This is a genomic window from Cytobacillus citreus (genome assembly GCF_018343665.1).
GTDB classification, from domain to species: domain Bacteria; phylum Bacillota; class Bacilli; order Bacillales; family Cytobacillaceae; genus Cytobacillus; species Cytobacillus citreus.
Genome location: NZ_JAGYPM010000005.1, coordinates 143,704 through 170,092, shown reverse-complemented (window position 1 = coordinate 170,092; position 26,389 = coordinate 143,704). Strand labels below are relative to the sequence as shown.

The following is a 26,389-nucleotide window of genomic DNA, read 5'->3' as shown; positions in this document are numbered from 1 at the left end:
ATAGATGTATAAATAAACCTATTCAATGATCTCGATTTTTTAGCGAGATCATTTCTTTTTTTATGGCTTATTTCAAAAAGATTGTTTCTTTCATTAATTGGCTGATAAATCAATCAAACTAGCTGACAAAGTGTAATTTTACATCAGTGTATGAGAGGCATAAAGAAGTTTAAACAAAGGAAAAGGCAACATTATTTTTTAAATCTATGTTTAAGCTTCCGGAAATTACCTATGCAATTCGGCTGAATTTATTTTATATCTCTTGCATGGTTACGCAATTCTATGACAAAATCTATATATTGAAGAATATCATTTTATATAAGATATTCAAGGAGATGAGAGTTTGAATAAGGCTGTAATTTTAGGCTGTAATTATTATATTGGTTTAAGTACAATTCGTTGTTTAGGAGTTCATGGCATCCCTACTGTTGCTGTGGATTATAACGAAAATGATAGATATGGTTCAGAATCTAAATATTGTTCTGAGAGGCTGATTGCCCCTTACTATAAAGAAGATCCAAAAGGGTTTGTTCGTTTTTTAATAGATTATGCAAAAAAGCAAATCGTTACCCCGGTTTTAATACCTTGTCATGATTCATATGTAGAAATCATTGATGAGTATTTGGATGAATTGAGAGAATACTATTCTATCCCTCAGACAGAAAAGGGTTTATATACGAAAGTAATGAATAAGGAAACACTTCATTCCTTAGCCATTGAACATGGAATGGCAGTTCCGGAAACGGTTAGAATAGATGAAGAGAACTATATTGAAAAAGTAGAGGAAATCATTAAGTATCCTTGCATCGTAAAGCCTACAGATTCCCCTACCTTTGTGGCAACCTTTAGAAAGAAGCTTTTTAAGGTCTACAATCGAGAGGAATTGCTTGCGGCTGTGGAAAAAGCGCAGAATGCCGACTTAGAAGTCATTGTTCAGAGAATCATTCCTGGCTTTGATGACCACATGTATACATTTGATGCCTATTTAAACCAAGATTCAAAAGTGACCCACTGGGTTACATGTCAAAAGCATCGTCAATACCCTATAAATTTTGGTGCTTCTGTTTATACAGAGCAAAAATATGTGCAAGAGCTGTACGATATTGGAGCTCCGTTTCTCGAAGCGATTGGATATAAAGGGTTTGCAGAAATTGAGTTTAAAAAGGACACTGAAACAGGGAAGTTTTATTTAATTGAGATTAATGCAAGGATTACAAATCTTAACAACCTACTGTATAAGGTAGGAGTGAACTTTCCGTATCTTACGTACCGTGAGTTAACAGGTGCACCTTTAGAACCATATGCGGTTAAAGAGGATAAGCATCGAGTATTTTGGTATGCCTATGAGGACATGCTGGCGATTAAAGGCTATATTAAGACAGGGCAGTTAACGAGAAAACAAGTATTTGTTTCCTTGATGAAGAAGAAGGCTTATGCGATTTGGGACTGGAGCGATCCTAAGCCTGGTATTACCTGCTTTAAAAAAATTGCGGGTAAATTTTTGAAAAAGCGATAAGGAACATACCTAACAAAAGCGATCATTACATGTCGCAGAAAAGAGGTAGAAAAGGATGAAGCTAGAAACACTTCTACAATCAATAAAGGTCAAACGAGTCCTTAATGACAAGGATTTAAATATATTTGGAATATCCTATCATTCTCAAAAGGTTACAAAAGGACACCTTTTCGTTTGTGTACGAGGATATAAAACGGACGGGCATAATTATCTTGCCCAGGCAGTGGAAAAGGGAGCTGTTGCGGCTGTTGTGGAGGAGTTCCAAGAGGGAATTGATATTCCACAATATTTAGTTGAAGATAGTCGAATTTCTCTTGCTCAATTAGGAGCAGCCTTTTACAACCATCCGTCTAAGAAGCTTCAGATGATTGGAATTACGGCAACGAATGGAAAAACAACTACTTCTTATATGACAAATGCCATTTTGGAGAATGAAGGATTCAAGACAGGCTTAATAGGAACGGTTTCTATTAAAATTAATGAAACCACTATCCCTTCCGAGCTTACAACACCAGAATCTCTGGATTTACAATACTATTTAAATGAAATGGTTGAAAAAGATGTTACCCATGTCAGCATGGAGGTTTCATCACAGGCACTAGAAATGCATCGGGTTGAGCAGGTAGATTACGATATTGTAACGCTTAACAATGTTAGCCGTGAGCATATCGACTCCCATGGCTCCTTTGAAAAGTATTTTGAAATAAAATCAAGTTTAATTAGAAATGCCAGTGAAAATAGCTTTGCTGTTCTGAACTTAGATTGCCCTTATTCCGCTTCTTTAGTCGATAAAACAAAAGCTCAAGTCATCACATTTGGTGTTAAGAGCAAGGAAGGGCATATTCATTGCAAAAATTTAGATTTAACAACCGGAAGAGGTAAATTTACTGTTGAAATTTTAAAGGCCTTTAAAGTGAAGGATACAGAATATATCCCAGGTGAATTTGATATTGAGCTTGCTGTTCCGGGGCTGCATTCTGTTTATAATGCAATGGTGGCGATTACCGTTTCCTTGCTCTCAGGTGTATCCGTTTCGACGATCCAAAAAACATTGAAAACCTTCGGTGGAGTCGAGAGACGCTTTGAGTTTATTTTTGAAGATGATATGAAGATCATTGATGATCATTTTGCTAATACTGGAAATATTAATGTAACGCTTGAAACATTAAAGTTTATGGAATATAAAAAGCTTCATCTCGTCTATGCCATTAGGGGAGAGAGAGGTCCAACAGTCAATCGCGAAAATGCTGAGACGATAGCTAGCTGGGCGCCGAAGCTTGGGTTTAATAAAATCATTGCGACGAAAAGCATTTCCCATGTGGCCGCTAAGGACAAGGTTACAGATGAAGAGCAGCAAGTGTTTGAAGAGGTTATGGGGGAAGCAAAAATTAATGTGAATTTATATGATGAGCTTCCAGATGCCATCGCTGAAGCACTATCTAAAGCGGAAGCAGGAGACTTAATTCTTTTGGCAGGCTGTCAAGGAATGGATCATGGAGCTGAAGTTGCTTTACATCAGCTAGGGGAAATAAAAGTTGATTATTCTAAAGAAAAATTATTCCTGCCTCTTCGAAATCGAGTATCTAGTCAAACAGAAATGGTTTAAAATAAAGCTATGTTAATGGTTTTTGTTGCACGTTAAGAAAATATAAATTGCCAGCATAGAAGATGATTCGACGTAGTTGGCAATTTTAGGAATTAAGTACGACGGACAGGACAAGGAAGGCTTCGATAGCGATTAACATCGCACGAAGGAAAAGCGATAGCTTTTACGAGGATGTCCTAGTCGGGCGAATGCCACAGGATAAGGAAAGCTTCGTCAGCGATACATCGCACGACCAAAAGAGAAGCTTTTGGGAGGACGTGGCATGTATGAGCGCGATAAGTGCAACTACGCCTCTGTCTTCGCCTTTCTAAGGCTCGCCAATCGGCGAGTTTTCTTTAAAATTGACTGTGGGGTATGCAGGCAAATTTTTGATCCGCCTTTTGGATCACTTTTTGAACGCGTGCCCCACAGGCCTTTCAGAAAACAGTAACCTTGTTTAACAATGCCAAAATTATAGGGAAACTTCCATCATTGGAGGTTTTTCTTTGCACGTTAAGAAAGTATAAATTGCCAGCTCAGAAGATGATCCGACGTAGTTGTCAATTTTAGGAATTAAGTACGACGGACAGGATGTCCTAGTCGGGCGAATGCCACAGGACGTGGCATGTATGAGCGCGATAAGTGCAACTACGCCTCTGCCTTCGCCTTTCCAAGGCTTGCCAATCGGCGAGTTTTCTTTAAGCTGTGGATGGGTTATTGGTTGGCTATCCATTATATTTTTGATATTGTTTGTTCTTAGGGAAATATAAAATTAGGACTTTGTTATTTAGAATAAAGGTTTAACGGAGTCTATATAAAGGTGATATAAAAATGTGCGGTTTTGTTGGTTTTGCTCATTCAAATTCAGAAATAGATAAAAAGAATACGATAAACGAAATGATGGACACAATCATTCATCGTGGTCCTGACAGTGGAGAATCTTATACAGACGAGAATGTCGCATTTGGCTTTAGACGTTTAAGCATCATTGATTTATCAGAAGAAGCCGGTCAGCCGATGTTTAATGAGGATAAAAGCTGTGTTTTAATTTTTAACGGTGAAATCTACAATTATCAAGAATTGAAAAAAGACTTATTGGAGAAAGGCCATATTTTCAAGACTGACACGGATAGTGAAGTGTTAATCCATGGTTATGAGGAGTATGGCACAGATTTATTACAAAAGCTTAGAGGGATGTTTGCCTTTGCGATCTGGGATACGAAAAAGGAAACAATGCTTTTAGCACGTGATTTTTTTGGAATTAAGCCTCTTTATTATACGCAAAATACAGCAGATAACTCCTTTATTTTTGGTTCAGAGATTAAATCATTTTTAAAGAACCCAGCATTTAAAAAGGAATTAAACAAGGATGCTTTAATGCCATATCTTACTTTCCAATATTCAGTCCTCGATGAAACGTTCTTTAAAGGTGTGTACAAGCTTAAGCCTGGCCACTATATGATTTACCAAAAAGGAAAAATGGAGATTAAGCAGTATTGGAATGTGAATTTTGATGAGAATGAGAATAGCTTAGATCATTATATTAATCAAATAAACGAAACAATGCGTGAATCGGTTGACTATCATAAAATCAGTGATGTTAAGGTAGGTTCTTTCCTATCAGGTGGAATCGACTCAAGCTATATTACGGCATTATTGAAGCCGAACAAGACCTTCTCCATTGGTTTTAAGGATTATGAAGGAATCTTTAATGAAACGAACTTGTCTAAGGAACTATCAGATATTCTTAGCATTGAAAACTATCGAAAGCTCATGAATGCTGATGAGTGCTTTGAAACATTGCCAACCATTCAATATCATATGGATGAACCACAATCGAATCTTTCTTCCGTGCCTCTATACTTTTTATCAAAGTTAGCTAGAGAGCATGTAACGGTTGTACTTTCTGGAGAAGGAGCAGATGAGATTTTCGGCGGGTATGTATGGTATCAAAAATCAGCGAAATTAGAAAAATACGAAAAGGTTCCATACTCTATTAGACGCATACTTTCAAAGGTAGGCAGCGCCCTTCCGCAAAACAAAATCACTACTTTCCTAGTAAAGGGAGGACAAAAGATTGAAGAGAAATTTATTGGACAAGCGAAGGTCTTTGAAGAGGAAGATGCTTTTAAAGTATTAAAGAATGGGTATAAAAATGGCCCTACTGTACAAAGTATTACGAAACAGGTTTTTGACCAAGTGAAGGGTAAAGATGATGTGACGAAAATGCAATATCTTGACCTTAAGCTTTGGCTGCCTGGCGATATCCTTTTAAAGGCTGACAAAATGAGTATGGCTCATTCCATTGAATTACGTGTTCCGTTTTTAGATAAAGAAGTGATGTCTATGGCATCAAACATTCCAAGTTCTCTTCGAGTGAATCGAGAAGATACGAAGTATGCCTTAAGAAAGGCTTCAAGTGAGGTTCTCCCAGATGAATGGGCAAACAGGCCAAAGGTTGGGTTCCCTGTGCCAATTCGTTTCTGGCTCCAGGAGGAAAAATACTATAATATCGTAAAAGACATGTTCCAATCCGATATTGCAAAGGAATTCTTCCATACTGATGAGCTGATGAGATATTTGGATGAACATTATACGAAAAAGCATAATTATGCTAGATATATTTGGACAGTATACGTTTTCCTTGTATGGTATAAAAAGTTCTTTAAAGAAATGTAAAAAAGTCTTTATCACTTTTTTAGGGGATAGATATAAGTGAAGAAAGTAGTAAGTATCACTATTTTTACCGGCCTAGTAATTGTCGTATTTGCTACGATTAATATTGTGTCTAATACCTTGAAAGTGAACAGTATTGGCAGTAAGGAAATTGATTTTTCAGACATTGAGTTCATTACAAAAATAGACGTACCTCCATATGTGAAAAGATATGATTGGACAAAAAATGGTGAAATGGACATAACAGAAGTATTTATTCCTGTTAAAACAGTGAAGCAGCTGCCGGAGCTTCCCCATGGCTGTGAAATCACTTCCTTAACTTCGATACTAAATACGTATGGCTATAACGTGTCAAAAACGGAAATGGCCGATAAATATTTGCCGAAACAGCCATTTAATTACAAGAATTCAAAGCGGTATGGGGCTAATCCATATAAAGCATATGCAGGGAATCCTAGAAGCGAAAAAGGCGGGTTTTTTACCTATGCCCCTCCTATTGTAGAGGCAGCAAATAAATATTTAGCTGCTATTAATGCGGACGCTAAGCCTGTTGATATAAGTGGGAGCACGAGGGAAGAAATTATTGAACAGCTTGATAAAGGGATTCCTGTAGCTGTCTGGGTAACACTGGATTTAGGAAAGCCTAAGTTAAAATATTCATGGTATTTTCATGATTCAGGAGAGAAGTTTATTGCTCCTGTAAACTTACATACCGTTGTATTGAATGGTTATGATGAAAAGAACGTACATGCCATGAACCCGCTGAAAGGTCAAGTGACCTATGATGCTAACGCGTTCTTTAAAAGCTATGAAGAACTAGGCAGCCATGCTATGATTGTTGTCAACAATGAAAATTAAGGATAAGAGCAAAAGAAAGAGCATAGACCTTTGGAAGGAGGTCATGTCTAGTATTTCTTTTGCTTTTATTTTTTTGGTACAATATAAAAAAGTCATTAATATAAAAAGGTAGAAGGATGAATTATGCAAAAAAGAAGCTTAGGAGTTATTGGTGGGATGGGGCCCATGGCAACATCTGTTTTTTTTGAAAAGGTCATTGAAAATACAGTAGCAAATGCTGATCAAGAGCATATCGATATGGTCATTCTTAACCATGCCACATTGCCAGATCGGACAGATGTGATCATAAATCAGAAGGAAGAAACATTTTTGAATGCAGTTGCAAAAGATTTCAAACTGCTAGAAGCTGCTGGTGTTGAAAATATAGCGATTCCATGTAATACATCTCATTTTTTCTATGAGCAAATGCAAGAAATGACTTCTATTAATATTATTAATATGATAGATGAGACTTGTAAAAAAATTCATCAAAAATATGGAGATCAAAGCAAGGTTGCGATTCTAGCTACAAATGGCACAGTAAGCAGTGGAATATATCGACATGGCTGTCTTAACTATAATATGCAGCTGATTACTCCAAATGAGGTCTATCAAGAACAAGTTATGAATACAATATATAATATAAAAAGTGACTTGGCAGTAGATGTGAATGCAATTGAACAAATCATAAAAGACCTTGTTGATAAAGAGAGTTGCTGTTGTGTTATTCTCGCCTGCACAGAACTATCTTGTTTGAATCTAAGTGATGAAGTCGTGAAATATTGTATTGATGCGATGGATGTTCTAGTAGAAAAATCGATAGAATACTCTGGAGGTCAAGTGAAAGATCCCATTAAGTGGGGTTAAATTAAGGGGGAGGGGTTAAGATGAAGAATAAGGAAGAAGAAAAATTTAAAGAGTTTTTGGCAGAATCTTTTGATCAAGGCGTCAATATTAGAGAGTTACGTCTATCTACAGAAGAAATGGAGTATATTAAAAGAGTTTATCCAAAAGCAAGTTTAAATAAAAGTATACCAAAGGAAGCTTCAGAAGGAAAAATTTGGTATAAAGTTTCCCTTCTACCTCCCGAGACTGACATAGATTCAATAAATGATGCTAGATTAGCAGCGATTCAAAAGGAAAACGTACAGTTAAAACAGGAGCTCGAGGCATTAAAAAGGTCGATGGCTTTAGGTAGTGATAATTAAGCTCTAAAGTATTGAAGTGAATTGATATGTTATATAGAGTTTTTTAGGACGATACAATAATATTTTATGTAAGACACATGGCTTTTTATATTGAAAATCGCCATGTGTCTTTTTTGGTTTTTTTTAGGAAAATAAGGGACTTCTTTTATTAAAGCTCTTTTCGCATATATTGTTGCTTTTGCCTTCAAATTTTGCCCGTTGATTTCCTCTGCGGTCACTTGCTTTCCGCGGGGAGAGACGTGAGCCTCCTCGGCGCTTGCGCCTGTGGGGTCTCACGCTTCCCTCCATTCCCGCAGGAGTCAAGTGCCCTCCGCTCCAATCAACTCAGATAGTTAAATAAAAATTGCATTAAAAACAACAAACTTTACGAAAACAGCCTTTATTAATAATGATTTTGTTTATTTTTTTAGATTTTCTTGCCATTTTAACGGGGGGGGAAGAATTCATACCAATAACTGGTATGAATTTTTTTATGGATGTTAAAGCTGTTGAAGAGAATGAAAGGGAAAGATTGGAATGGACTTCCGAGGTGATATTTTGGAACAAAAAGGAAAGAAAGTAAGCAACCATATTGATGAAAATATTACATTTTTAAAAGAAGCTCTTGGAGTCGAAAAAAGCTTTGATGTCATTCAGCTTGATGTTGTCTATGCAGAGCGGAAAATGGCTTTTTATCTAGTCGATGGCTTTGTTAAGGATGATATTCTTCATTACATAATGAGATTACTCGCTAGATTAGACAAAGAAAAGTTAGATGGTGACATACTCTCAAAGCTTGTAAAGACGTATATACCATATGTAGAAGTAGAAACGACAGATGAATTAGAAAAGGTAGTAGACGCCGTTTTGGCCGGACCGACAGCGCTCGTCGTTGATGGTGTCGATAAAGTCATAATAATCGATGCACGTACCTATCCGGTAAGGGGGCCACAAGAGCCAGATATTGAAAGAGTTGTGCGTGGATCACGTGATGGCTTTGTTGAAACCCTTGTTTTTAATACAGCATTAATACGAAGAAGAGTTAGAGATAGGACATTACGAATGGAATATTTGCAAGTGGGAAAGCGTTCAAAGACGGATATTGTCGTCAGTTATATTGAAGATATTGCGGATCCAGAGCTGGTTACAAAAATAAAAGATTCGCTTACAAAGATAGAAACAGATGGACTGCCTATGGCTGAAAAAACGGTTGAAGAATTTATTTCCGGACGACACTGGAATCCTTATCCCTTAGTTAGATATACAGAAAGACCAGATGTCGCTGCTACACATTTATTCGAAGGACATGTATGTATTATCGTTGACGGCTCACCAAGTGTCATTATTACGCCAACAACCTTCTGGCATCATTTACAGCATGCTGAAGAATACCGAAACAAGCCAATAGTCGGTGCTTATTTGCGTTTTGTTCGTTTTCTAGCCGTTTGGGCGTCCGTATTCATGCTGCCGCTTTGGTATTTATTTGCGATACAGCCGGAATTAGTGCCTAAGAGCTTATCTTATATCGGACCAAATACCTCAACGAATGTACCATTAATTATTCAATTCCTAATCATTGAAATCGGATTAGATATGCTCAGAATGGCTGCTATACACACCCCTTCTGCGTTAGCGACAGCGCTTGGTCTTGTTGCTGCCTTAATGATTGGACAAGTAGGAGTTGAAGTTGGTTTATTTATCAATGAAGTTATTTTATATTTTGCAATTGCTGCAATTGGTACTTTTGCAACACCAAGCTATGAAATGAGTCTTGCTAACAGAATTATTAGAATTGCTTTATTGATTGTCACGAGTATGTTCCATTCATACGGATTTATCATTGGAAGCTGCTTGTTGATCATTCTATTAACAAGAATGAACTCCTTTGGGGTTCCGTATTTTTGGCCATTTATTCCGTTTAATAACCGTGCCTTTAGAGATGTTCTGTTAAGGTCGCCGATTCCTTTGAAACACAAGCGTCCTCGAGTATTGCATACAAAGGATCCAGATAGGTAAAAAAGTGATTTTACCCACTCCATATAAATAATAGAAATAATTATTCTTAATCAGCTGAGAGTACTGCGAACATTTTCGTATGGACAATTACAAAGACACATGGCCTTTTACGATTGCTATGTGTCTTTTTTCTGTTTTTGCAAAGGTTTCATCTTATGCATTTTTGATCAATGTCATTTTGGGTTATTCCGAATAGTATGTTGATGAGGTGTGCTTACTTTGGGAAACACAAATATACAGAGAGATATTCAAGTGATTGCTTCTCTTCAGCGTGATTTAAATCTTGTTACAGCATTTTTATTATTATCAGGTCAAATTACGATCGTAGGAGTGTTTGTGATTCCTGGTGGATTTAGTGTTTCTTTAAGTGGACCAATCTTTGGACGAAGCAGGTTAGAGGGGAAATGTGGCAATAGAGTATTGAATGCCTTTGTAGATGTTATTGATGTGATTATCGCCATTTTATTAATTATCGACGAAATTAGATTAGTTAGTGTTGTAGTTAGGCCGGGAGGGTTTTCCGTTGACGTTAGTGGTCCGATCTTTGGAGAAGAAGTAAATGAGCCGACTCTTCCAATATTAAGACAACATTATAATTTTTTTCACCAGATTGTTTCTAATCATTTTGATATTGACCCGACTTTATTTAAAAAATTAGAAAAGGAATGATAAACATGGCTTTAAATGATTTACCTACGATTAGATTATCTGAAAACGGTGTTTTTCTTTTAGCTCTAGGCATCCTGACCTTCATCTTCTTTTTTACTCAGCCAAAGTCAGAGACCGAAGAGCAATAATAAGAAAACATCAGGGAAAATAACAACTGGTAATCTATCTTAAGAGAGAGGCGATTTTTCAACAGGAAGATCGCTTTTTCTATTTAGGTTAATAAAGGTATTTTTGATTTGTTCCCAGAATTAAGGAAATAGAGATGAATGTTAAAGGGGAGAGAGAAAAGTGAAACAAAACATTTATGATCATCCAATTTTCTTTAAAGAATATACGTCATTACGTGAAAGTGGAATAACCTATAATGATTTTGTTGAGCAGCCTGCCATTAAATCTGCCATTTCTGAACTGAAGGATAAGACTGTCTTAGATTTAGGATGTGGGACAGGCCACTTTTCCAAGTATTGTATAGAAAAAGGCGCTTCCGATGTCATAGGCTTAGACATTTCTAGAAATATGATTGAAGAAGCTAAAAAGAATAACGAGCACGATAAAATAGAGTATATTTGTACACCAATTGAAGATATGGATTTCCCAAAAGGAAAATTTGATATAATTATAAGTTCTTTAGCTATTCATTACATAGAGGATTACTCAAATCTTATTAAGAATATTAGTGAGCTTTTAAAACATAATGGTGAATTTGTTTTTTCAATAGAGCATCCTATCGTAACAGCTAGAAATGAAATGAATAATTGGGTGAAGGATAATGAAGGAGTCAAAAGACATTGGGCTTTAGATAATTATCAAGAAGAAGGAAGAAGAGAGCAATATTGGTATATTGATGGTGTTGTGAAGTACCATAGAACCATATCAACTTTAATAAATACTCTTATAGACAATGGACTTGTGCTTGAGAGAATTATAGAGCCACAGTCAATTCCAACTGGGTTAGAGAAAATGCCAAAATTAATAAATGAAAAACGGAGACCATCTTTCATGATCATAAAATCGAGAAAAAATAATGTTTGAGGTGAATTGTTGTGCTATTTAGTCTCATGGGGTTCACTTTCGTCATACATTTAATAGATACACTGGCTTACTCTGTCCGGCTTAATTCCGTTCAAAGTGGGAAGTATGCGCTGTCTATTTCGTTATTTAATATTTTTGTTTTAGTATCAAGAACAGCCAATATGTTTCAAGCACCATTAATAGGTACATTAATAGGAATAAGCATTTCGAAGGGAATCGATCCTTTGCAAGATATTCGCCTCGTCATTTTTTCAGCGACAGTTGGTACGCTAGTAGGAGTCGTATTCATTCCTACCTTTCTTAAATTATTCGGAAAGGCTGTTGATAGGCTTGAAACAAAAGGATCCGTTCCAGCCATCGTGGTAGAGGCGCTAAGTATCTCTAATCTTAAACGTATAGTAAAAAGTACAACTAAGCCTAAGAAAAAAATGTTTTTTAGATTAAGATATAGGGAGATTCCGAAGAGATTTTTACTTCTTAATACGATGATAACAGCTATATATACGATAGGTGTTATGTCTGCCTACTATGCAGCTTTCTTTGTAGAAGAAGAGCATCGTTTGGCCGCCTCAGCCTCGTCTGGGATGATTAATGGTGTTGCAACCATCTTATTAACCTTATTAGTCGATCCTAAATCTGCCATTATCACCGATCAAGCAATAAGAAATAAACGGCCTTATGGGGATGTTAAAGCTCTTGTCATTCTATTAATAGGAACGAAATTGCTTGGAACTCTCATTGGGCAATTATTAATTTATCCAGCAGCAAAAGTAATAGCGAGCTTTTATAGCTAATATGTATCTGTAAAAATGAATTTCCTGTTAGGTATAACTCATAAATTTTCAAACCTTTATGATAAAATTGAAGAAAATGTATGAGGTGTTAATATGTGGTTCGCATTAATCATTTTACTAGTTTTTGTGTTTGACTTTGCAAAAATAAGAAGCCAAAATGAAACAATGATTGAGCAGAATGAAAAAATCATTTCCTTGCTGGAAGAGATTAAGAATAAACAATCATAGGGTTTTCACAAACTAAAATGACGGAATGATGAGAACCAAAAAGGGGCAATGTTCATGAATCCGATGGAACTAATGGCAATTGGATTTCCGGCAGTTATTGTAATAATCGTTATGATTAGTTTTTATAAGGTTTTTGTTAAGAAAAGAAGTGTAACGCCTTTCTACACCCCATTCGATCAGATATCTGGACAAACCGGAGTCGAATTTCATGAGGAACAGGAAATTCTTGCTGAAGATGAAGATCAGGGTGATGATAAGGATAAAAAGACAAAACAGGGTAATGGAAATAAAAACTAAGGTATTCCATTAGATTAGGGCTTTATTGTAACCAGTAAAATAATGGATTCGTAAATCAGTTTCTTTAGTGAAATAATGGAAATAGGAGGCGTTTTTATGGCTTACTTTTTCACAGGAGTTTTAGTGTTTGCTGTTGGATTTGCTGTATTTAAAGCGATAAGAAAGAGAAAACTGCCTAGTAACGAATATACTCCATTTGACGATATCACTTCGGGTAAATCTGAAAAGGATTAACAGGGGGTACAAATTGATAAACATACTGAATAAATCAGACTCTGTTATCATTGTCGTTCATGAAATTTATGGGATTAACAAGCATATGGAACATGTTTGTCAACGGTTGTCAGAAAACCATTTTGATATTATTTGTCCAAATTTATTGGGGCAAGAAGCACCTTATGATTATTCTCAAGAGGAAGCTGCTTATCGTCATTTTGTCGGGAATATAGGCTTTATGAATGCTTCTGAAAAAATTAAAAATGTAATACTAGATTGTAAAGATAAGTATAAAAAAGTATATCTTCTCGGATTTAGTATTGGGGCAACCATTGCCTGGTTATGCAGTGAAGAAGAATGTCTCGATGGAATGGTTGGATACTATGGTTCGCGAATTAGGAATTATACAGATATTAATCCAAAATGTCCTACGATGCTATTTTTTCCGGAAACAGAGCCATCATTTAATGTGGACGATTTAATATCATGTTTAGATGAAAAAAAGATTGAGATTCGTAAATTTAACGGACAACATGGATTTAGTGATCCATACTCTCCGAAGTATGATGTTAAATCAGCGCAGCAATCATTTCGCTTTATGGTTGATTTTTATCTGAAATTGAAATACGAATGAATCTAATAAGGTAAATTCAATAAGCATTTGATTTAGAAAACCCATTTAAATAAAAAATGGGTTTATTTTTGTTTTAACAATAGACTAATAAAAAATGTTCTAAAAATATTGAATTTCAAATTCGATAAGTATAGAATTTGTATAAGAAAAGAAAAATAATAAACGAGGTGTTTAATATGGATGTTTTGAATTTTACAAGCAGAAAAAGAGAAACATACCAAGTTCAGTTAAAATACTCCTTACTGTGGGAATGTGCATTGGGTATAGCAGCTATTACGAATACTCCACTTATAAAAACTTTAGAAAAACCAGTGAAGTATTGGAGAGATATAAGAAAATCTTTATCAAATGAATTATTAGATAATTTGGACTTCGTTGAAAAAAATAATACTTGGAAAGCTTTACTTCAGTTGTTACATACAAGAGACTTTTCTCATTTAAAAGAGTTTACTTCCTACATAGAGGAAATGCCTCTTACAGACTTAAAGTATATTAGTTTACCTTTTATAGGCTTAAAATTTCAAACAGTAAGACAAAATGCTGCATTAGGTGAAGAATCAGCTATTAATGAAATGAAAGAGCTAACCAATAATAACCCATTTTTTCCTAGCTATATAGAATTCATTTGTAAAGTAGAGGGTAACCTCCTGAAAGAACATCTTATTAGCGTTATGACAGGATGGTATGGCGAAGTTATAGAGAAAGATTCAGAGCTAATAAATAGAATCTTGCAAACAGATTATGAAACGAAAAGAGAAATGAGAGAAAAAATGAATCCTGAAGAACTTGTTGAATGGTCAACTGGAGGGATTACGTATAGGCCTGAGCCTACTGTAAATCATGTCCTTTTAATCCCTCAATATATTTATCGCCCATGGAATATAGAAGCGGATATAGAGGGGGCGAAAGTTTTTTATTATCCTATAGCAAATGAAAGCATTTCCCCAAATGATCGATATACGCCAAACAACTTTTTAGTGCTTAAACATAAGGCATTAGGAGATGAGGTTCGACTGCGAATTGTTAAACTGCTGTACGAAGATGACCGTACTTTACAAGATATTACTTCTCAATTAGACATAGGTAAATCTACTATCCATCATCATCTTAAGATTCTTAGAGCAGCTAAATTAGTAGAAATTATTGGATCAAAGTATTCACTTAAAAAGAAAGCTGTTGAATTTTTATCTGAAGAACTAAACTTCTTCTTAAATAAATAATGAGTATTAAGGATGGGATGGGCCTTGAGCAACAATATTTTAAAGAATCGTTCATTTGTTTTTGTTTGGATAGGCAACGCTATCTCTGAATTAGGCGGTGCTTTCGGTACCTTTTGCAATTCGATTTTTATCTATCAACTTACAGGTTCTACCATGGCATTGGGAAGTATGTGGCTGCTATATTTTTTACCCTCTCTTATCCTTCAATTGTTTATTGGTCCGTTTATTGATAAATGGAGTCGAAAATGGACAATGATATTTTCTCAATGGTCAAGGGGCATCATTTTCCTTATACCACTTGTTACATTCATAACTGGGAACCTTGAAGCGTGGCATATTTATACAGTTCAAATTATAGTAGGCTTAATCACTCCAATTTATACACCTGCAAATCAAGCGATCACCCCTACCATTGTGTCAAAAGACCAACTTAGTACAGCTAATGCTTATATAGATGGAACGGTAAGATTAATGACTTTCTGTGCACCAATATTAGGAGGACTCATTGTTGAGTACATCGGTGTAAAACCGACACTAATTTCTGTTAGTGCCATACTGATTACAAGTGGAACCTTATTGCTTTTTATACATGAGGTGAAAATTTCCCAAAGTGTACGGAAATCATGGCTGGAACATTTTATTGAAGGTATTTCCTACTTTTTAAAGCAGCCAGTAATCGTTTGGTTAGGAGTATTTTTAGCGTTTGTACAATTTGGAGTAGGGGTAACGATGGTTATTAATCTTCCTTATATAACAAAGGAATTATCAGGGAGCTATGCCGAATACGGATATTTTATGGCTGCTTTCCCTTTAGGTTATGTGATTGGTTCACTACTCGTTGGAAAAATTACATATAAGAGTCGCAGGGTTTTAATGTTAGGAGCTTTGGTTATTGGGGGGGGAACATTTATCTCGTTAGGTATAATTAACAGTATAATTTTTGCGGTTTTTACGGAGGTTATTGCTGGAATAGCTATGGCGTTTTTTGGAGTGCATAATATAACGATTTGTCAACAAACTGTACCAGATCATTTAATGGGGAAAGTATCCTCTGTTCGACTTTTTATCATTAGAGGTGCAATGCCATTAGGTGTATTGGCAGGGAGTTTTTTAGGTGAATTCTGGGGGATACGCCCAATGTACCTATTAATAGGATCAATTATTTGTACAGTATCATTAATAGGAATATTTCTTCCTTACTTTAAATTTCTTGATAATACGAGCATCAAGAATATTGCCTCCTGATTCTGAAATAAGTTTGAAAGTCACTAACTCAGCAACCTAGGCAGGAATTTCTGATAAATATCAAGAATTTTCTAAAACAGGCATTGAAAAGGGGGGTATTGTGGTGGAAGTAAATATTCGTCCTGTACAGATAAATGATGCTAGCGCAATTCATCGCATCTGCACACAGGAAGCTGTTCTGCAATATATGGTTTTTCTTCCAAGTATGCGAGTAGATGCTGTCGAAAATAGGTTGCGTAACCTGGGAGATAATCATTTTGAATTTGTTGCGGAGCTTAATGGCAATGTTGTTGGCTTTGTAGGTCTAACTCAAGGACGAGGTAGATTTTCGCATTCGGGGGATTTATTTATTGGCGTAGACAGTGACTATCATAAAAAAGGAATTGGGAAAGCATTACTTACAAAGGCTCTTGATCTTGCAGACAATTGGCTAATGCTTGAAAGAGTGGGACTTGGCGTTCTTGTAACGAATCCTGGTGCACAGGCCTTGTATGAAAAATTTGGTTTTACAGTAGAAGGAAAAAAGAAAGGCAGTATAAAAGCTCACGGCAGATTTATAGATGAAATAAAAATGAGCCGGTTCCGCCCCAACGGTCTTCTAGCGAACACATGACTATTATTAAGAAACGATGCCTTCTATAGAAGGTGATTAAACTCGCAGCGACTATGATCGCTGTTTTTTTTTCTAATTAGTAAAAATGTAGGTGAGGGGAAGAATATAGAAGCTAGGTTTGAAGAGAAAAGGGATGATAATGATTAGATGAAAAGAATTATAATAGTTCTTGCTTTTATTATATTAAGTATTCAACCTCTTTCATTTGTTTCGGCAGAATCCAACATAGGATTGAGAGCAGCATTTATTAGGAGCAATGATCTATGGATTAAAATTGGTCTGAAGGAAATGAAAATTACCAATGACGTAAAGGCAAAATTTCCAAAGTGGTCTTTTGACGGCAATTGGATTGCCTATATTCGAGAATCAAAAGATTATGAAGGGGACCTTTGGCTGTATCATGTAAAATCAAATAGTCATTTTAAAGTTTATTCAAATGTGAGGGCGAATTTTCAATGGGCACCAAATCAAAATACCCTTGGATTTCAATCCGATAATGTTTTAAAGATAATTGATGATACATCATTAAATAAACCTCTAAAGATTGCTTCTGGAATAATAAATTTTTCATGGTTACCTGATGGAACAGGCTTATTAACCTCTTCTAAAGCTGGTGAAAGTGTTTTTTCAGATATAGTGTTATCCAAAATATTAATTAGCCACAATAAGAAACAGTATCAATCTCAACATTTTTACACAATCGCTGTTGGAAAGAATGAATATTTTTATGGAACAAGCCAGTTTAAATGGTCCAATGACCGCAGGTGGATTGCATTTCAGCTAGTTCCGACAGCATCTCTATCGGCTGATAGTAATACATTGAGTGTTCTTTCTAATGATGGGCAGAGTTTTTATAAAATAGATGAGATGTTAGATTATGATGAATGGTTTCAATGGGCACCAAGTAAAAACTTCTTAGGGTATATTCAAGGATTCAGCCGAATGGCTATAACAAATAAGAAATTAAAAGTTGCAAATATAGATAAAAGTAGTTTTTCCGACTACACACCTAAAGGATATGTTTATCGAGATTTGACATGGCAGACTAATGATTCAATCTTCGTTTCGCGTTCTATTGATAGTGAATGGGTGGATGTTAATCAAAGACCACTGCCTTCTCTATATAAGGTTGATTTGAACACAAAGACTGCACAGAAAATAACTTCACCTTCAATAAAGGAAGGAGATTTTCGCCCACAATCTATAAATAATGAGAATAAATTAATCTGGATAAGAACAGATAGAGAAAAAGCAAAAGTTTGGATTGCCGATTCAAATGGATTAAACCAGAAAATCTGGATTAAAAATATGAATCCTGGAACTTGGTACTATGAACACTGGAATTGGGATGAGGTTTTTAGCCTATATCAGCCAATTTGAAAAAAATTTAAAAATAGTATTTGAAATCCAACCTGAAATATGATACATTAAATGGAAATTTGAGGTGGCAAACATGCAGTCTTTTAAAAATATTTTAACCCTGTCACAATTCCATCATCATATCAGATAGCCGTGCTATTCGATTTTTAAAAATCGTAAATAGGATGGCTATTTATCATGAAACCGCATTGATTAAGTTTATAAACTTAAATCGAGTGCGGTTTTTTATTTTTATCGCAGATTAACGGGCAATAAGACCGCCATTACAAGGTTGCGAGAGAATCAAAGAAACCCTAAGTGGGGGATCAACTGCCCGTAAAGGCCCGACGACGGACACGATGTCCTAGTCAGGCGAAAGCCACAGGACAAGGAGTACTTCATCCGCATTTCATCGCACGACCGAAAGCAGAGCTTTTGGGAGGACGTGGCGTTTTGAGCGTGATTGGTTCAACTAACCATCAGTGGGGGATGAAAAAATACCCCCTCTGATGGAAGTTTTACTTTATTTTTTACAGGAGGCGAAGAAGGATGAAAAAAATGGATTATCAAAATGTAAAAGGAACACAGGATTATTTACCAGAAGCGGAGGTTGTTCGAAGAAATATTAGAAGAACATTAGAAGACGTATTTATCCAATACGGATGTAAGCCCTTGGAAACACCGATTCTAAATTATACAGAGCTGCTTGCGTCTAAGTATGGTGGTGGTGCTGAGATATTAGAGGAAATGTATACCTTGACAGACAGGGGAGAAAGAGATTTAGCATTGCGATACGATCTCACGATTCCATTCGCAAAAGTAGTCGCCATGAATCCAACGATTAAGATGCCGTTTAAAAGGTATGAGATCGGTAAAGTATTCAGGGATGGTCCAATCAAAACGGGAAGGTTTCGTGAATTTACACAATGTGATGTTGATATTGTAGGAGTTGAGTCTCAAATTGCTGAGGCAGAATTAATGATGATGGCATTTGATGCATTCGGCAAACTTGATTTGAATGTCACGATTCAATATAACAATCGAAAATTATTGACTGGAATGCTTGAAGTGCTTGGAACGCCAGCGGAGAAAATCAATCAAGTCGTTTTAATCCTTGATAAACTTGAAAAAGTTGGATTGGAAGCTGTTACCTCCGAGCTTACTGAACAGGGGCTTCCACCTGCAACGGTCAAATTAATGAATCAGTTCTTAGCCGATAAAAATAATACAAACTATCGTTATTTTGAGCCGTTTTCTGACCAAAACGAACAAGTTAAGCAAGGATTAGGTGAACTCAAAGAGTTAGAAGCATACTTGGAAGTCTTAAGTATTAATAATCAGTGTGTATTTAATCCCTTTTTAGCACGAGGGCTAGAAATATACACCGGCACGATCTATGAAATATTTCTTTCTGATAAAACGATTAAGTCCAGCATTGGCAGTGGTGGAAGATATGATAATGCAATCGGTGGATTAATCGGAACAAACGAGAACTTTTCAACAGTGGGAATATCATTTGGATTAGATGTGATCTATACTGCATTAAATAAATCAAAGGAAAAAAACGCAAATCGTCCAGATGTGGATTATTATGTAATTCCTTTAAATACTCCAAAAGAGTCACTATTAGTCGCAAAATACCTAAGAGGTCAAGGATACAAGATTGAGTTTGAAATGGGGAACAAAAAGATAGGAAAGGCATTAGATAAAGCAAACAAGGAAAATATTCGCAGCGTCATCATCATCGGAGAAGAGGAAGTGAAAAATAATCAATATAAAGTTAAAGATATGCTGTCTGGTGAAGAAAGAATGGAAAATTTCCTTTTTTATAGGCTAGGTTAAATAACTCTGTTGATATTTGATTAAAACAAACAAATGTTCAATAATAAGAGAAAGAACGTTTGTTTGGAGGGTTTACAATGACGTTAAGAGAGTTAATAGCAGAAATTAAAAAATTGAATTAGGCAGAACAACACCGTTTAAAAGAATTCTTTATCAATTCTATTGCGTCATTTTCAGCAAGTGAACCAGTATTTCAAGAAGTAACTGAAACAAAGATGGTTACAATTGTGTACAATGTGGTTCTAAACAAGTCGTGCGTTTCGGAAAATATATGGTGAAACTTGGTCTCAAAGAAGTTGAACGACAACGGTATCGTTGTAAGGACTGCGGAAAAACTTTTACAGATGTAACCTCTACACTCTTTATCGAACTCATAAACCTGACAATTGGTTGAATTTCATTAAATGTATGTTAGAAGGGTATTCCCTTCGTAAATCATCATACCTTATTGGTGATGTTCATATGCCGTTAGAAAACGGTGACGTAGCATTAGCTATCTATGTTGTTTTTATGGTAGTTTCTTTGACAATTTGTTATGGTTTTGGCTCAAAAATGATTAAAAAGACTGGTGTATTTGGTACACAGACGATTATTGCCTGAACACTTAACTTGCTATTAGGAGTTTGTGCAATTTAGGGTTGGTTTTTCTTTTCGTGGCGTGTTTATAAATTTATGTTTTTCGGAGGATTAGTATTAGGAATAGGAATGTTGGTTATAAGTCAAGAGATTTTAATTATTGTTTTATTTTATTAGGAAAAAAAATGTTACAAACTTGCAATTCTAATATAGAAACCAACAGTTGATTTTTCAATGTGGATTAACAAAAAAAGTAAAAAATAAATAGAATGAAACGCATAAAAGAATTGGAAGATGTTCAGAGCAGTTTTCAAGAACGTATTACAGAGCAAAAAACAATTATTGATGAAAAAGATGAAAAAATTGCTATAAAAAACGAGATCATTTCACAAAAAGAAGAAGTTAAAAGAGCCCTTTTCTTGAATAAATAATTTGCTCATACTAGCTGATATATTTAATAACTAAATCCTATAAGTTTCTTATTTAATATTTTTTATTAATCACTATAGAAATTTATCATTAACATATTTGTTAAATTGGATTAAGAATGGATCTTATATATCTTCAGCTTGTCAAATCGGCATAGGAATTGTTCCTTCTTTTTCAAAAATTTGATATTATTGTATTAGGCCGTATTGACCATCGTTTTTTCCGATTTATCATCAAATAGTTTAGTAGTGGCTCAATATAAAGTTATCAATAATATATAGGAGAGTATCTACATAAAGGAGACAAGTAATGGATAGTAAGAATAAAACTGTTGTCCGTTCAATGGATATTTTAAATTTATATATAGAACATGCACAGTTAACATTCCAAGAAATTATTGATTTATCCGGCTTACCGAAAACAACTGTCTATCGTATGTTAATGTCTTTAGAGGAAATGGGATTCTTAGAGAAGGGGATAGATTCAAAATATCGATTAGGTCTAATCTTTCTTCATTTTGGCCATCTAGTTGCTTCAAGACTTGATATTCGGCAAATTGCACTACCAATTATGCAAGAGCTGCATAATGAGGTAGATGAAGCCATTAATCTAATTGTTAAACAAGATAATGAAGCAATGTATATTGAAAAAATCGATATAAATCAGAAGGTTCGATTATATACGGCAATTGGCAGAAGAAGTCCGTTATACGCTGGGGCTTGTTCTCGAGTAATTCTTTCATTTTTACCGAATCTAGAAATAGATAAATATATTGAATCAGTTGAACTAAAACCTTTTGCGATGGGGACGATCACTGATAAGGAATATTTATATAAGACGATTAGACAAGCTCAAAAAGATGGTTACACGATTAGTCATTCTGAATTAGAGAATCATACATCTGCGATCGCTGCCCCTATCTTCGATCATAAAGGTGAAGTGATTGCCGGAATTAGTATTGCTGGTATTGAAGCTAATTATCAAAATGAAAATGTACCTAGTTTCGCAGAAAAAGTAAAGCGGGCGGCTGAGCAAATTTCTGAACGATTAGGATATATCAAATCATAAAGAACCATCCTTTATTCTTCTGTTTTTCAGAATAAATAGAGGATGGTTTCAATTTATTATTATTTTATATCTAAACTATATGTTTCAAGAAAATTCGTATTAAAGTTTCCACTTAAAAATACTTCATTTTGTAAAAGTGTTTTATGGAACGGAATTCTTGTTGAAACACCTTCTACAATAAACTCGTCTAAAGCACGAAGCATTTTCGCAATAGCTTCTTCTCTTGTACTCCCATGTACAATTAATTTTGCAACCATTGAATCATAAAATGGCGGTATTTTATATCCTGCATAGACAGCAGAATCCCTCTCATATTTAAAGTCGTTTAAAGCGGATACCTATTTTTATCTCATTTATAATTTGTTCTTTCTTTAATAATTCAGTTTCTGCTTCTTCATGTGAAATTTGTTTAAAATGTATTTTTGCAGTCGGTTGTAACTGCGCCAAACTCGGTAAGTCAGCAGAAATAATTTGACCAATTTTTGGATAGCCACCTGTTGTTTGACGGTCTGCCATTAGAATAATTGGCTGTCCGTTTGGTGGCACTTGTATAGTACCGTGTGTTACTCCTTCGGATAATAATTCAAATTTTTCTGCTAAAGAGAGCGGGGGACCTTCCATTCGGTAACCCATCCGATCCGCTTGAGTCGTTAATGTATAGGGTTCATTAAAAAAGGTTCTTTTACTTTTTTCATCGAATCGATTAAACTCCGTTCCTCTTATCACACGTATTGTCTGAGTTTGCTGTAAATTGACGAGTGCATCATAATTCACTGTCCACTTAAAGTCGGCATTTCTCTTATCCAATTTATTAAACAACGAAGTACTAAATTTATTCATCACACCGGATTCGATTACATCATCTTTTTGCAGAGCTCTGCCATTAAATCCGCCTATTCCTGCACGAAGGTATGTGCTTTTACTGCCCATTACTTCCGGAATAGCAATACCCCCGGCTAAAGCTACGTATGCTCTACATCCTTTTAAAGGTGACTTGAATTGTAATATAGAGCCTTTTCTCACCAAAATTGGCCGCCACGTTGCTACTCTTTCACCATCAATCGTAGCAAATAAATCTCCACCAGTTATAGCTATTACTCTATCATTTTCAAATTGAAGGGACGTACCCAATAATGTAATCTCAAGAGCACCTTCATTTTCTTTATTCCCAACCAATATATTTGCCACTCTTAGCGAATATTTATCCATTGCTCCACTAACAATTACCCCATATTTTTGTAAACCGTATCTTCCTAAGTCTTGTATACTTGTTAGCAGTCCTTTATTAAGTACTCTTACAGTCATTGCTTTCTCTCCTTATACTCGTTATATTCTTCAGGAGAAATTTGGACAAATTTTATTTTGTCTCCAGCTTGCAGTAACGTCGGCGGCGAAAGATCTGGACGAAATAAATCCAGTGGAGTACGCCCAATAATCTGCCAGCCTCCAGGTGTTTCTAGTGGATAAATACCTGTCTGTTTCCCAGCTATTCCGACTGACCCGGGTGTAATCGATAATCTAGGAGTTTCTCTGCGAGGCGTTGCAATTTCCTCATTCATTCCTCCCATAAATGGAAATCCAGGAGCAAATCCGATCATATAAACTAAACATTCACATTGAGTATGAATTCGAATCACTTCTTCTGCAGATATTTTATGATACGAAGCTACGTAATCTAAATCAGGACCGTATTCCCCACCATATAGGACAGGAATCTCAACTAGTCTTGCTGCAAAGTTTTGCGTTTCATCAATATATTGAAATAATTCATTCACTTTCGAGGAAACAATTTGAAAAGGAGTCAATGGAAAATGATTGCTTACAAGGTTTTTCATTTGTGTCTGATACACTACGACAGGGTCGTAATGAATTGTTATATTATTAAAAGCCGGTACCGACTCAACAAACCCATCAAATGGATAATTATTCACCAACACTGACAATGCTTGGACCTTTTGGTGTATAGATGGGCTTATTCCCTCGCCAATCTGTACAATCAGTGCAGAATCACCTAAAGGTTTGATGATGGCGTCGGTGAAAAAATGATTCATTTCAACACCCCCAATAGTTTCAAATTTCGGTACTAATGTTCCTTAAAGCGGATAATTAAAATTATAATTATCAAAAAATAAAAAAACAAGTGTGGAAATTTCAAAAGTAACACTCGTTTTAATATTTTCAATTCTTTAATAATGACATCTATTCAGATATTTATTTTTATGATAAGATAAATTTGCATTTCAAAACTAAAATTCCTTAATTCGGAACTAAAAACACTTTTGCGTGTAAACGCTAACTTTTAGGGTGGGTATGATAGCTGTCTAAATTAAGATAATGGAGGGGCTAAGAAATGTTTAATGTTGATTTAAATTGTGATTTAGGGGAAAGTTTTGGCCCATATAAACTCAGTGAACAACAAGAAATCTTGAAATATGTAACATCGGCAAATATCGCGTGTGGTTTTCACGCAGGTGATCCAAGAGTAATGAGGGAAACTGTGGAACTTGCCATTAAACATGGTGTGAAAATTGGTGCACATCCTGGCCTGCCAGATTTAAATGGATTCGGACGTCGCGAAATAAAAATTACAGCTCAAGAAGCATATGATATGGTTGTTTATCAAATTGGCGCTCTTCAAGGGTTCTTATCAACATGTAATGAGACAATGCAGCACGTTAAACCACATGGTGCTTTGTACAATATGGCAGCAAGAGACCCTAAACTTGCTGAAGCTATTGCCCAAGCAGTATATGACATCTCTCCATCACTAATTTTATTTGGACTTGCTGGAAGTGAATTGACGAAAGCGGGAGAAAAGGTTGGCTTACGTTCAGCACATGAGGTTTTTGCTGACCGTACATATCAATCTGATGGTATGTTAACTTCTCGTTCTCAATCTGACGCTTTAATAACAGATCAAGAACATTCTGTATCACAAGTGGTGAAAATGGTGACAGAAGGAAAAGTCACTTCTCAGCAAAATACGGAAGTTTCTTTAAAAGCAGACACTATTTGCATTCATGGAGATGGTGAACATGCACTTGCTTTCGCTAAATACATCCATGAAACGTTGAAAAAACAAAATATTACCATTTCATTAATTATTTAATAGAATGGAGACACCTTTATGACAGAACAAAAAAATGGAACAGCTAAAGCTAAAAAGAAAGCTAGTATGAGTGTTTTGCTTGGTGCAGCATTCTTAATGGCTACTTCATCGATAGGACCCGGCTTTTTAACTCAAACGACAGTATTTACTGAGCAATTGGCAGCCAGCTTTGCATTTGTTATTTTAATTTCATTAATTTTAGATGTATTTGTTCAATTGAATATATGGAGAATCATTACTGTATCAGGCTTGCGCGGTCAAGAGATTGCAAACAAAGTTTTACCTGGACTGGGTGTGTTTTTAGCTGCTCTCATTGTATTAGGTGGACTTGCATTTAATATTGGAAATGTTGCAGGTGCTGGTCTTGGTTTAAATGCAATGATAGGGATAGATCCGATAACAGGTGCAATTATTAGTGCTGTATTTGCTATCTTTATTTTTGTAGTTAAGGAAGCAGGTAAAGCAATGGACAAATTTGCTCAAATTGCCGGGTTTGTAATGATGATCTTAATGGTATATGTGGCATTCACTACCTCACCACCTGTTGGAGAAGCCATAAAGAATACATTTATGCCAGAAAAAATTAGTATATTTGCCATCGTGACACTAGTTGGTGGAACAGTTGGAGGATATATTACATTCGCTGGTGGACATCGTCTATTGGATGCAGGTATAAAAGGGGTTGAATCAATACCTGAAGTGACAAAAAGTTCTGTAACAGGTATTGCAGTTACAGGTGTTATGCGTGTCGCGTTATTTTTAGCAGCATTTGGAGTTGTTTCTCAAGGTCTTGCAATTGATCCATCCAATCCTCCAGCTTCAGTATTCCGACTTGCTGCAGGTGAAGTTGGCTATCGAATGTTTGGGGTGATAATGTGGGCTGCTGCCATTACGTCAGTAGTAGGTGCTGCATACACATCTGTTTCATTTATCCGCTCATTTAGTCCGGTAATCGAAAAATATCATAATTGGATTATTATCTTATTTATAATAGTATCAACTGTAACGTTTGTATTTGTTGGACAACCTGTTAATATTTTGTTAGTCGTTGGAGCTCTGAATGCTCTTATTTTACCAATCGCATTAGGTACGTTATTAATCGCAGCTAATAAGAAGGATATCATGGGGAATTACAAACATCCACTATGGTTAACGATTACAGGTGGCCTTGTCGTAGTTATCATGGGATATTTAGGAGTTATGACTTTAATTGAACAACTGCCGCAATTATTCAAGTAGTG

At 35.6% G+C, this 26,389-nt stretch carries 26 protein-coding genes and 2 pseudogenes; 25 read left to right on the top strand and 3 right to left on the bottom strand.

The features are described 5' to 3' along the window. Positions 1-343: 343 nt before the first annotated feature. The 23 genes and pseudogenes from KHA94_RS21175 to KHA94_RS21070 all read left to right on the top strand — a co-directional run bounded on the left by KHA94_RS21175 (position 344) and on the right by KHA94_RS21070 (position 22,039). Positions 344-1,516: a carboxylate--amine ligase gene (locus KHA94_RS21175; RefSeq protein ID WP_213104110.1), complete on the top strand. Its 1,173-nt coding sequence runs from the start codon at positions 344-346 to the stop codon at positions 1,514-1,516. 55 nt (positions 1,517-1,571) lie between these two features. Continuing rightward, positions 1,572-3,122: a Mur ligase family protein gene (locus KHA94_RS21170; protein WP_213104109.1), complete on the top strand. Its 1,551-nt coding sequence runs from the start codon at positions 1,572-1,574 to the stop codon at positions 3,120-3,122. Between the two features lie 810 nt (positions 3,123-3,932). Further along, positions 3,933-5,780 carry an asparagine synthase (glutamine-hydrolyzing) gene (asnB, locus tag KHA94_RS21165; RefSeq protein WP_213104108.1) on the top strand — a complete coding sequence of 616 codons (1,848 nt, stop codon included), beginning with the start codon at positions 3,933-3,935 and terminating at the stop codon, positions 5,778-5,780. Positions 5,781-5,816: 36 nt separating this feature from the next. Next, a complete protein-coding gene (locus tag KHA94_RS21160) occupies positions 5,817-6,635 on the top strand; it encodes a C39 family peptidase (RefSeq protein ID WP_213104107.1) in 819 nt (272 codons plus the stop codon). Positions 6,636-6,758: 123 nt separating this feature from the next. Beyond that, the gene (cuyB, locus tag KHA94_RS21155; RefSeq protein ID WP_213104106.1) at positions 6,759-7,481 is read left to right on the top strand and encodes a cysteate racemase; all 723 of its coding nucleotides are present in this window, start codon (positions 6,759-6,761) and stop codon (positions 7,479-7,481) included. Positions 7,482-7,501: 20 nt separating this feature from the next. Beyond that, the gene (locus KHA94_RS21150; RefSeq protein WP_213104105.1) at positions 7,502-7,822 is read left to right on the top strand and encodes a hypothetical protein; all 321 of its coding nucleotides are present in this window, start codon (positions 7,502-7,504) and stop codon (positions 7,820-7,822) included. Positions 7,823-8,338: 516 nt separating this feature from the next. Next, positions 8,339-9,817: a spore germination protein gene (locus tag KHA94_RS21145; RefSeq protein ID WP_213104104.1), complete on the top strand. Its 1,479-nt coding sequence runs from the start codon at positions 8,339-8,341 to the stop codon at positions 9,815-9,817. Positions 9,818-10,036: 219 nt separating this feature from the next. Beyond that, positions 10,037-10,486, top strand: a complete 450-nt coding sequence (locus tag KHA94_RS21140) for a hypothetical protein (protein ID WP_213104103.1) — start codon at positions 10,037-10,039, stop codon at positions 10,484-10,486. 288 nt (positions 10,487-10,774) lie between these two features. After that, a complete protein-coding gene (locus KHA94_RS21135) occupies positions 10,775-11,518 on the top strand; it encodes a class I SAM-dependent methyltransferase (RefSeq protein ID WP_213104102.1) in 744 nt (247 codons plus the stop codon). Positions 11,519-11,529: 11 nt separating this feature from the next. Beyond that, a complete protein-coding gene (locus KHA94_RS21130) occupies positions 11,530-12,312 on the top strand; it encodes a lipid II flippase Amj family protein (protein ID WP_213104101.1) in 783 nt (260 codons plus the stop codon). Between the two features lie 93 nt (positions 12,313-12,405). Then, entirely contained in the window at positions 12,406-12,540 is a 135-nt protein-coding gene (locus KHA94_RS26345; RefSeq protein ID WP_275950921.1) for a hypothetical protein, read from the top strand. A 54-nt stretch (positions 12,541-12,594) separates the two neighbouring features. After that, complete coding sequence (locus tag KHA94_RS21125) at positions 12,595-12,837, top strand: DUF3951 domain-containing protein (RefSeq protein WP_213104100.1); 243 nt, start codon at positions 12,595-12,597, stop codon at positions 12,835-12,837. A gap of 96 nt (positions 12,838-12,933) precedes the next feature. Next, positions 12,934-13,071 (top strand): hypothetical protein, encoded by a 138-nt coding sequence (locus tag KHA94_RS21120; RefSeq protein WP_213104099.1) that lies wholly within the window; start codon positions 12,934-12,936, stop codon positions 13,069-13,071. Between the two features lie 13 nt (positions 13,072-13,084). After that, positions 13,085-13,687 carry a dienelactone hydrolase family protein gene (locus tag KHA94_RS21115; protein ID WP_213104098.1) on the top strand — a complete coding sequence of 201 codons (603 nt, stop codon included), beginning with the start codon at positions 13,085-13,087 and terminating at the stop codon, positions 13,685-13,687. 176 nt (positions 13,688-13,863) lie between these two features. Next, positions 13,864-14,907, top strand: a complete 1,044-nt coding sequence (locus KHA94_RS21110) for an ArsR/SmtB family transcription factor (protein ID WP_213104097.1) — start codon at positions 13,864-13,866, stop codon at positions 14,905-14,907. A gap of 24 nt (positions 14,908-14,931) precedes the next feature. Next, positions 14,932-16,152, top strand: a complete 1,221-nt coding sequence (locus tag KHA94_RS21105) for an MFS transporter (protein WP_249365665.1) — start codon at positions 14,932-14,934, stop codon at positions 16,150-16,152. Between the two features lie 103 nt (positions 16,153-16,255). Further along, positions 16,256-16,765 carry a GNAT family N-acetyltransferase gene (locus tag KHA94_RS21100; RefSeq protein ID WP_213104095.1) on the top strand — a complete coding sequence of 170 codons (510 nt, stop codon included), beginning with the start codon at positions 16,256-16,258 and terminating at the stop codon, positions 16,763-16,765. Between the two features lie 147 nt (positions 16,766-16,912). Then, complete coding sequence (locus tag KHA94_RS21095) at positions 16,913-18,145, top strand: translocation protein TolB (protein ID WP_213104094.1); 1,233 nt, start codon at positions 16,913-16,915, stop codon at positions 18,143-18,145. Between the two features lie 528 nt (positions 18,146-18,673). Further along, a complete protein-coding gene (locus KHA94_RS21090) occupies positions 18,674-19,966 on the top strand; it encodes a histidine--tRNA ligase (RefSeq protein WP_213104093.1) in 1,293 nt (430 codons plus the stop codon). A 77-nt stretch (positions 19,967-20,043) separates the two neighbouring features. Further along, positions 20,044-20,428 (top strand): annotated as a pseudogene (locus KHA94_RS21085) (transposase); the annotation flags it as partial. Then, on the top strand, positions 20,429-20,566 hold the full coding sequence (locus tag KHA94_RS21080) for a hypothetical protein (protein ID WP_213104197.1): 138 nt from the start codon (positions 20,429-20,431) through the stop codon (positions 20,564-20,566). It begins immediately after the preceding pseudogene. 245 nt (positions 20,567-20,811) lie between these two features. Then, positions 20,812-20,973, top strand: coding sequence for a hypothetical protein (locus KHA94_RS21075; protein ID WP_213104092.1), 162 nt, complete (start codon positions 20,812-20,814; stop codon positions 20,971-20,973). 307 nt (positions 20,974-21,280) lie between these two features. Continuing rightward, positions 21,281-22,039 carry an IclR family transcriptional regulator gene (locus tag KHA94_RS21070; RefSeq protein ID WP_213104091.1) on the top strand — a complete coding sequence of 253 codons (759 nt, stop codon included), beginning with the start codon at positions 21,281-21,283 and terminating at the stop codon, positions 22,037-22,039. 59 nt (positions 22,040-22,098) lie between these two features. On the opposite strand, the pseudogene KHA94_RS21065 reads toward KHA94_RS21070, so the two are convergent. The 3 genes and pseudogenes from KHA94_RS21065 to pxpB all read right to left on the bottom strand — a co-directional run. Continuing rightward, a pseudogene (locus KHA94_RS21065) lies at positions 22,099-22,344 on the bottom strand (acetyl-CoA carboxylase biotin carboxylase subunit); the annotation flags it as partial. 10 nt (positions 22,345-22,354) lie between these two features. After that, on the bottom strand, positions 22,355-23,344 hold the full coding sequence (locus KHA94_RS21060; protein ID WP_213104090.1) for a 5-oxoprolinase subunit C family protein: 990 nt from the start codon (positions 23,342-23,344) through the stop codon (positions 22,355-22,357). Further along, a complete protein-coding gene (pxpB, locus tag KHA94_RS21055; RefSeq protein WP_213104089.1) occupies positions 23,341-24,090 on the bottom strand; it encodes a 5-oxoprolinase subunit PxpB in 750 nt (249 codons plus the stop codon). Before pxpB ends, KHA94_RS21060 begins: the two co-directional genes overlap by 4 nt. Before the next feature lie 299 nt (positions 24,091-24,389). On the opposite strand from pxpB, the gene KHA94_RS21050 reads away from it, so the two are divergent. Together KHA94_RS21050 and KHA94_RS21045 are read left to right on the top strand one after the other, a co-directional pair. After that, complete coding sequence (locus tag KHA94_RS21050; protein ID WP_213104088.1) at positions 24,390-25,148, top strand: LamB/YcsF family protein; 759 nt, start codon at positions 24,390-24,392, stop codon at positions 25,146-25,148. Positions 25,149-25,166: 18 nt separating this feature from the next. Next, positions 25,167-26,387 (top strand): NRAMP family divalent metal transporter, encoded by a 1,221-nt coding sequence (locus KHA94_RS21045; RefSeq protein WP_213104087.1) that lies wholly within the window; start codon positions 25,167-25,169, stop codon positions 26,385-26,387. Positions 26,388-26,389: the final 2 nt, after the last annotated feature.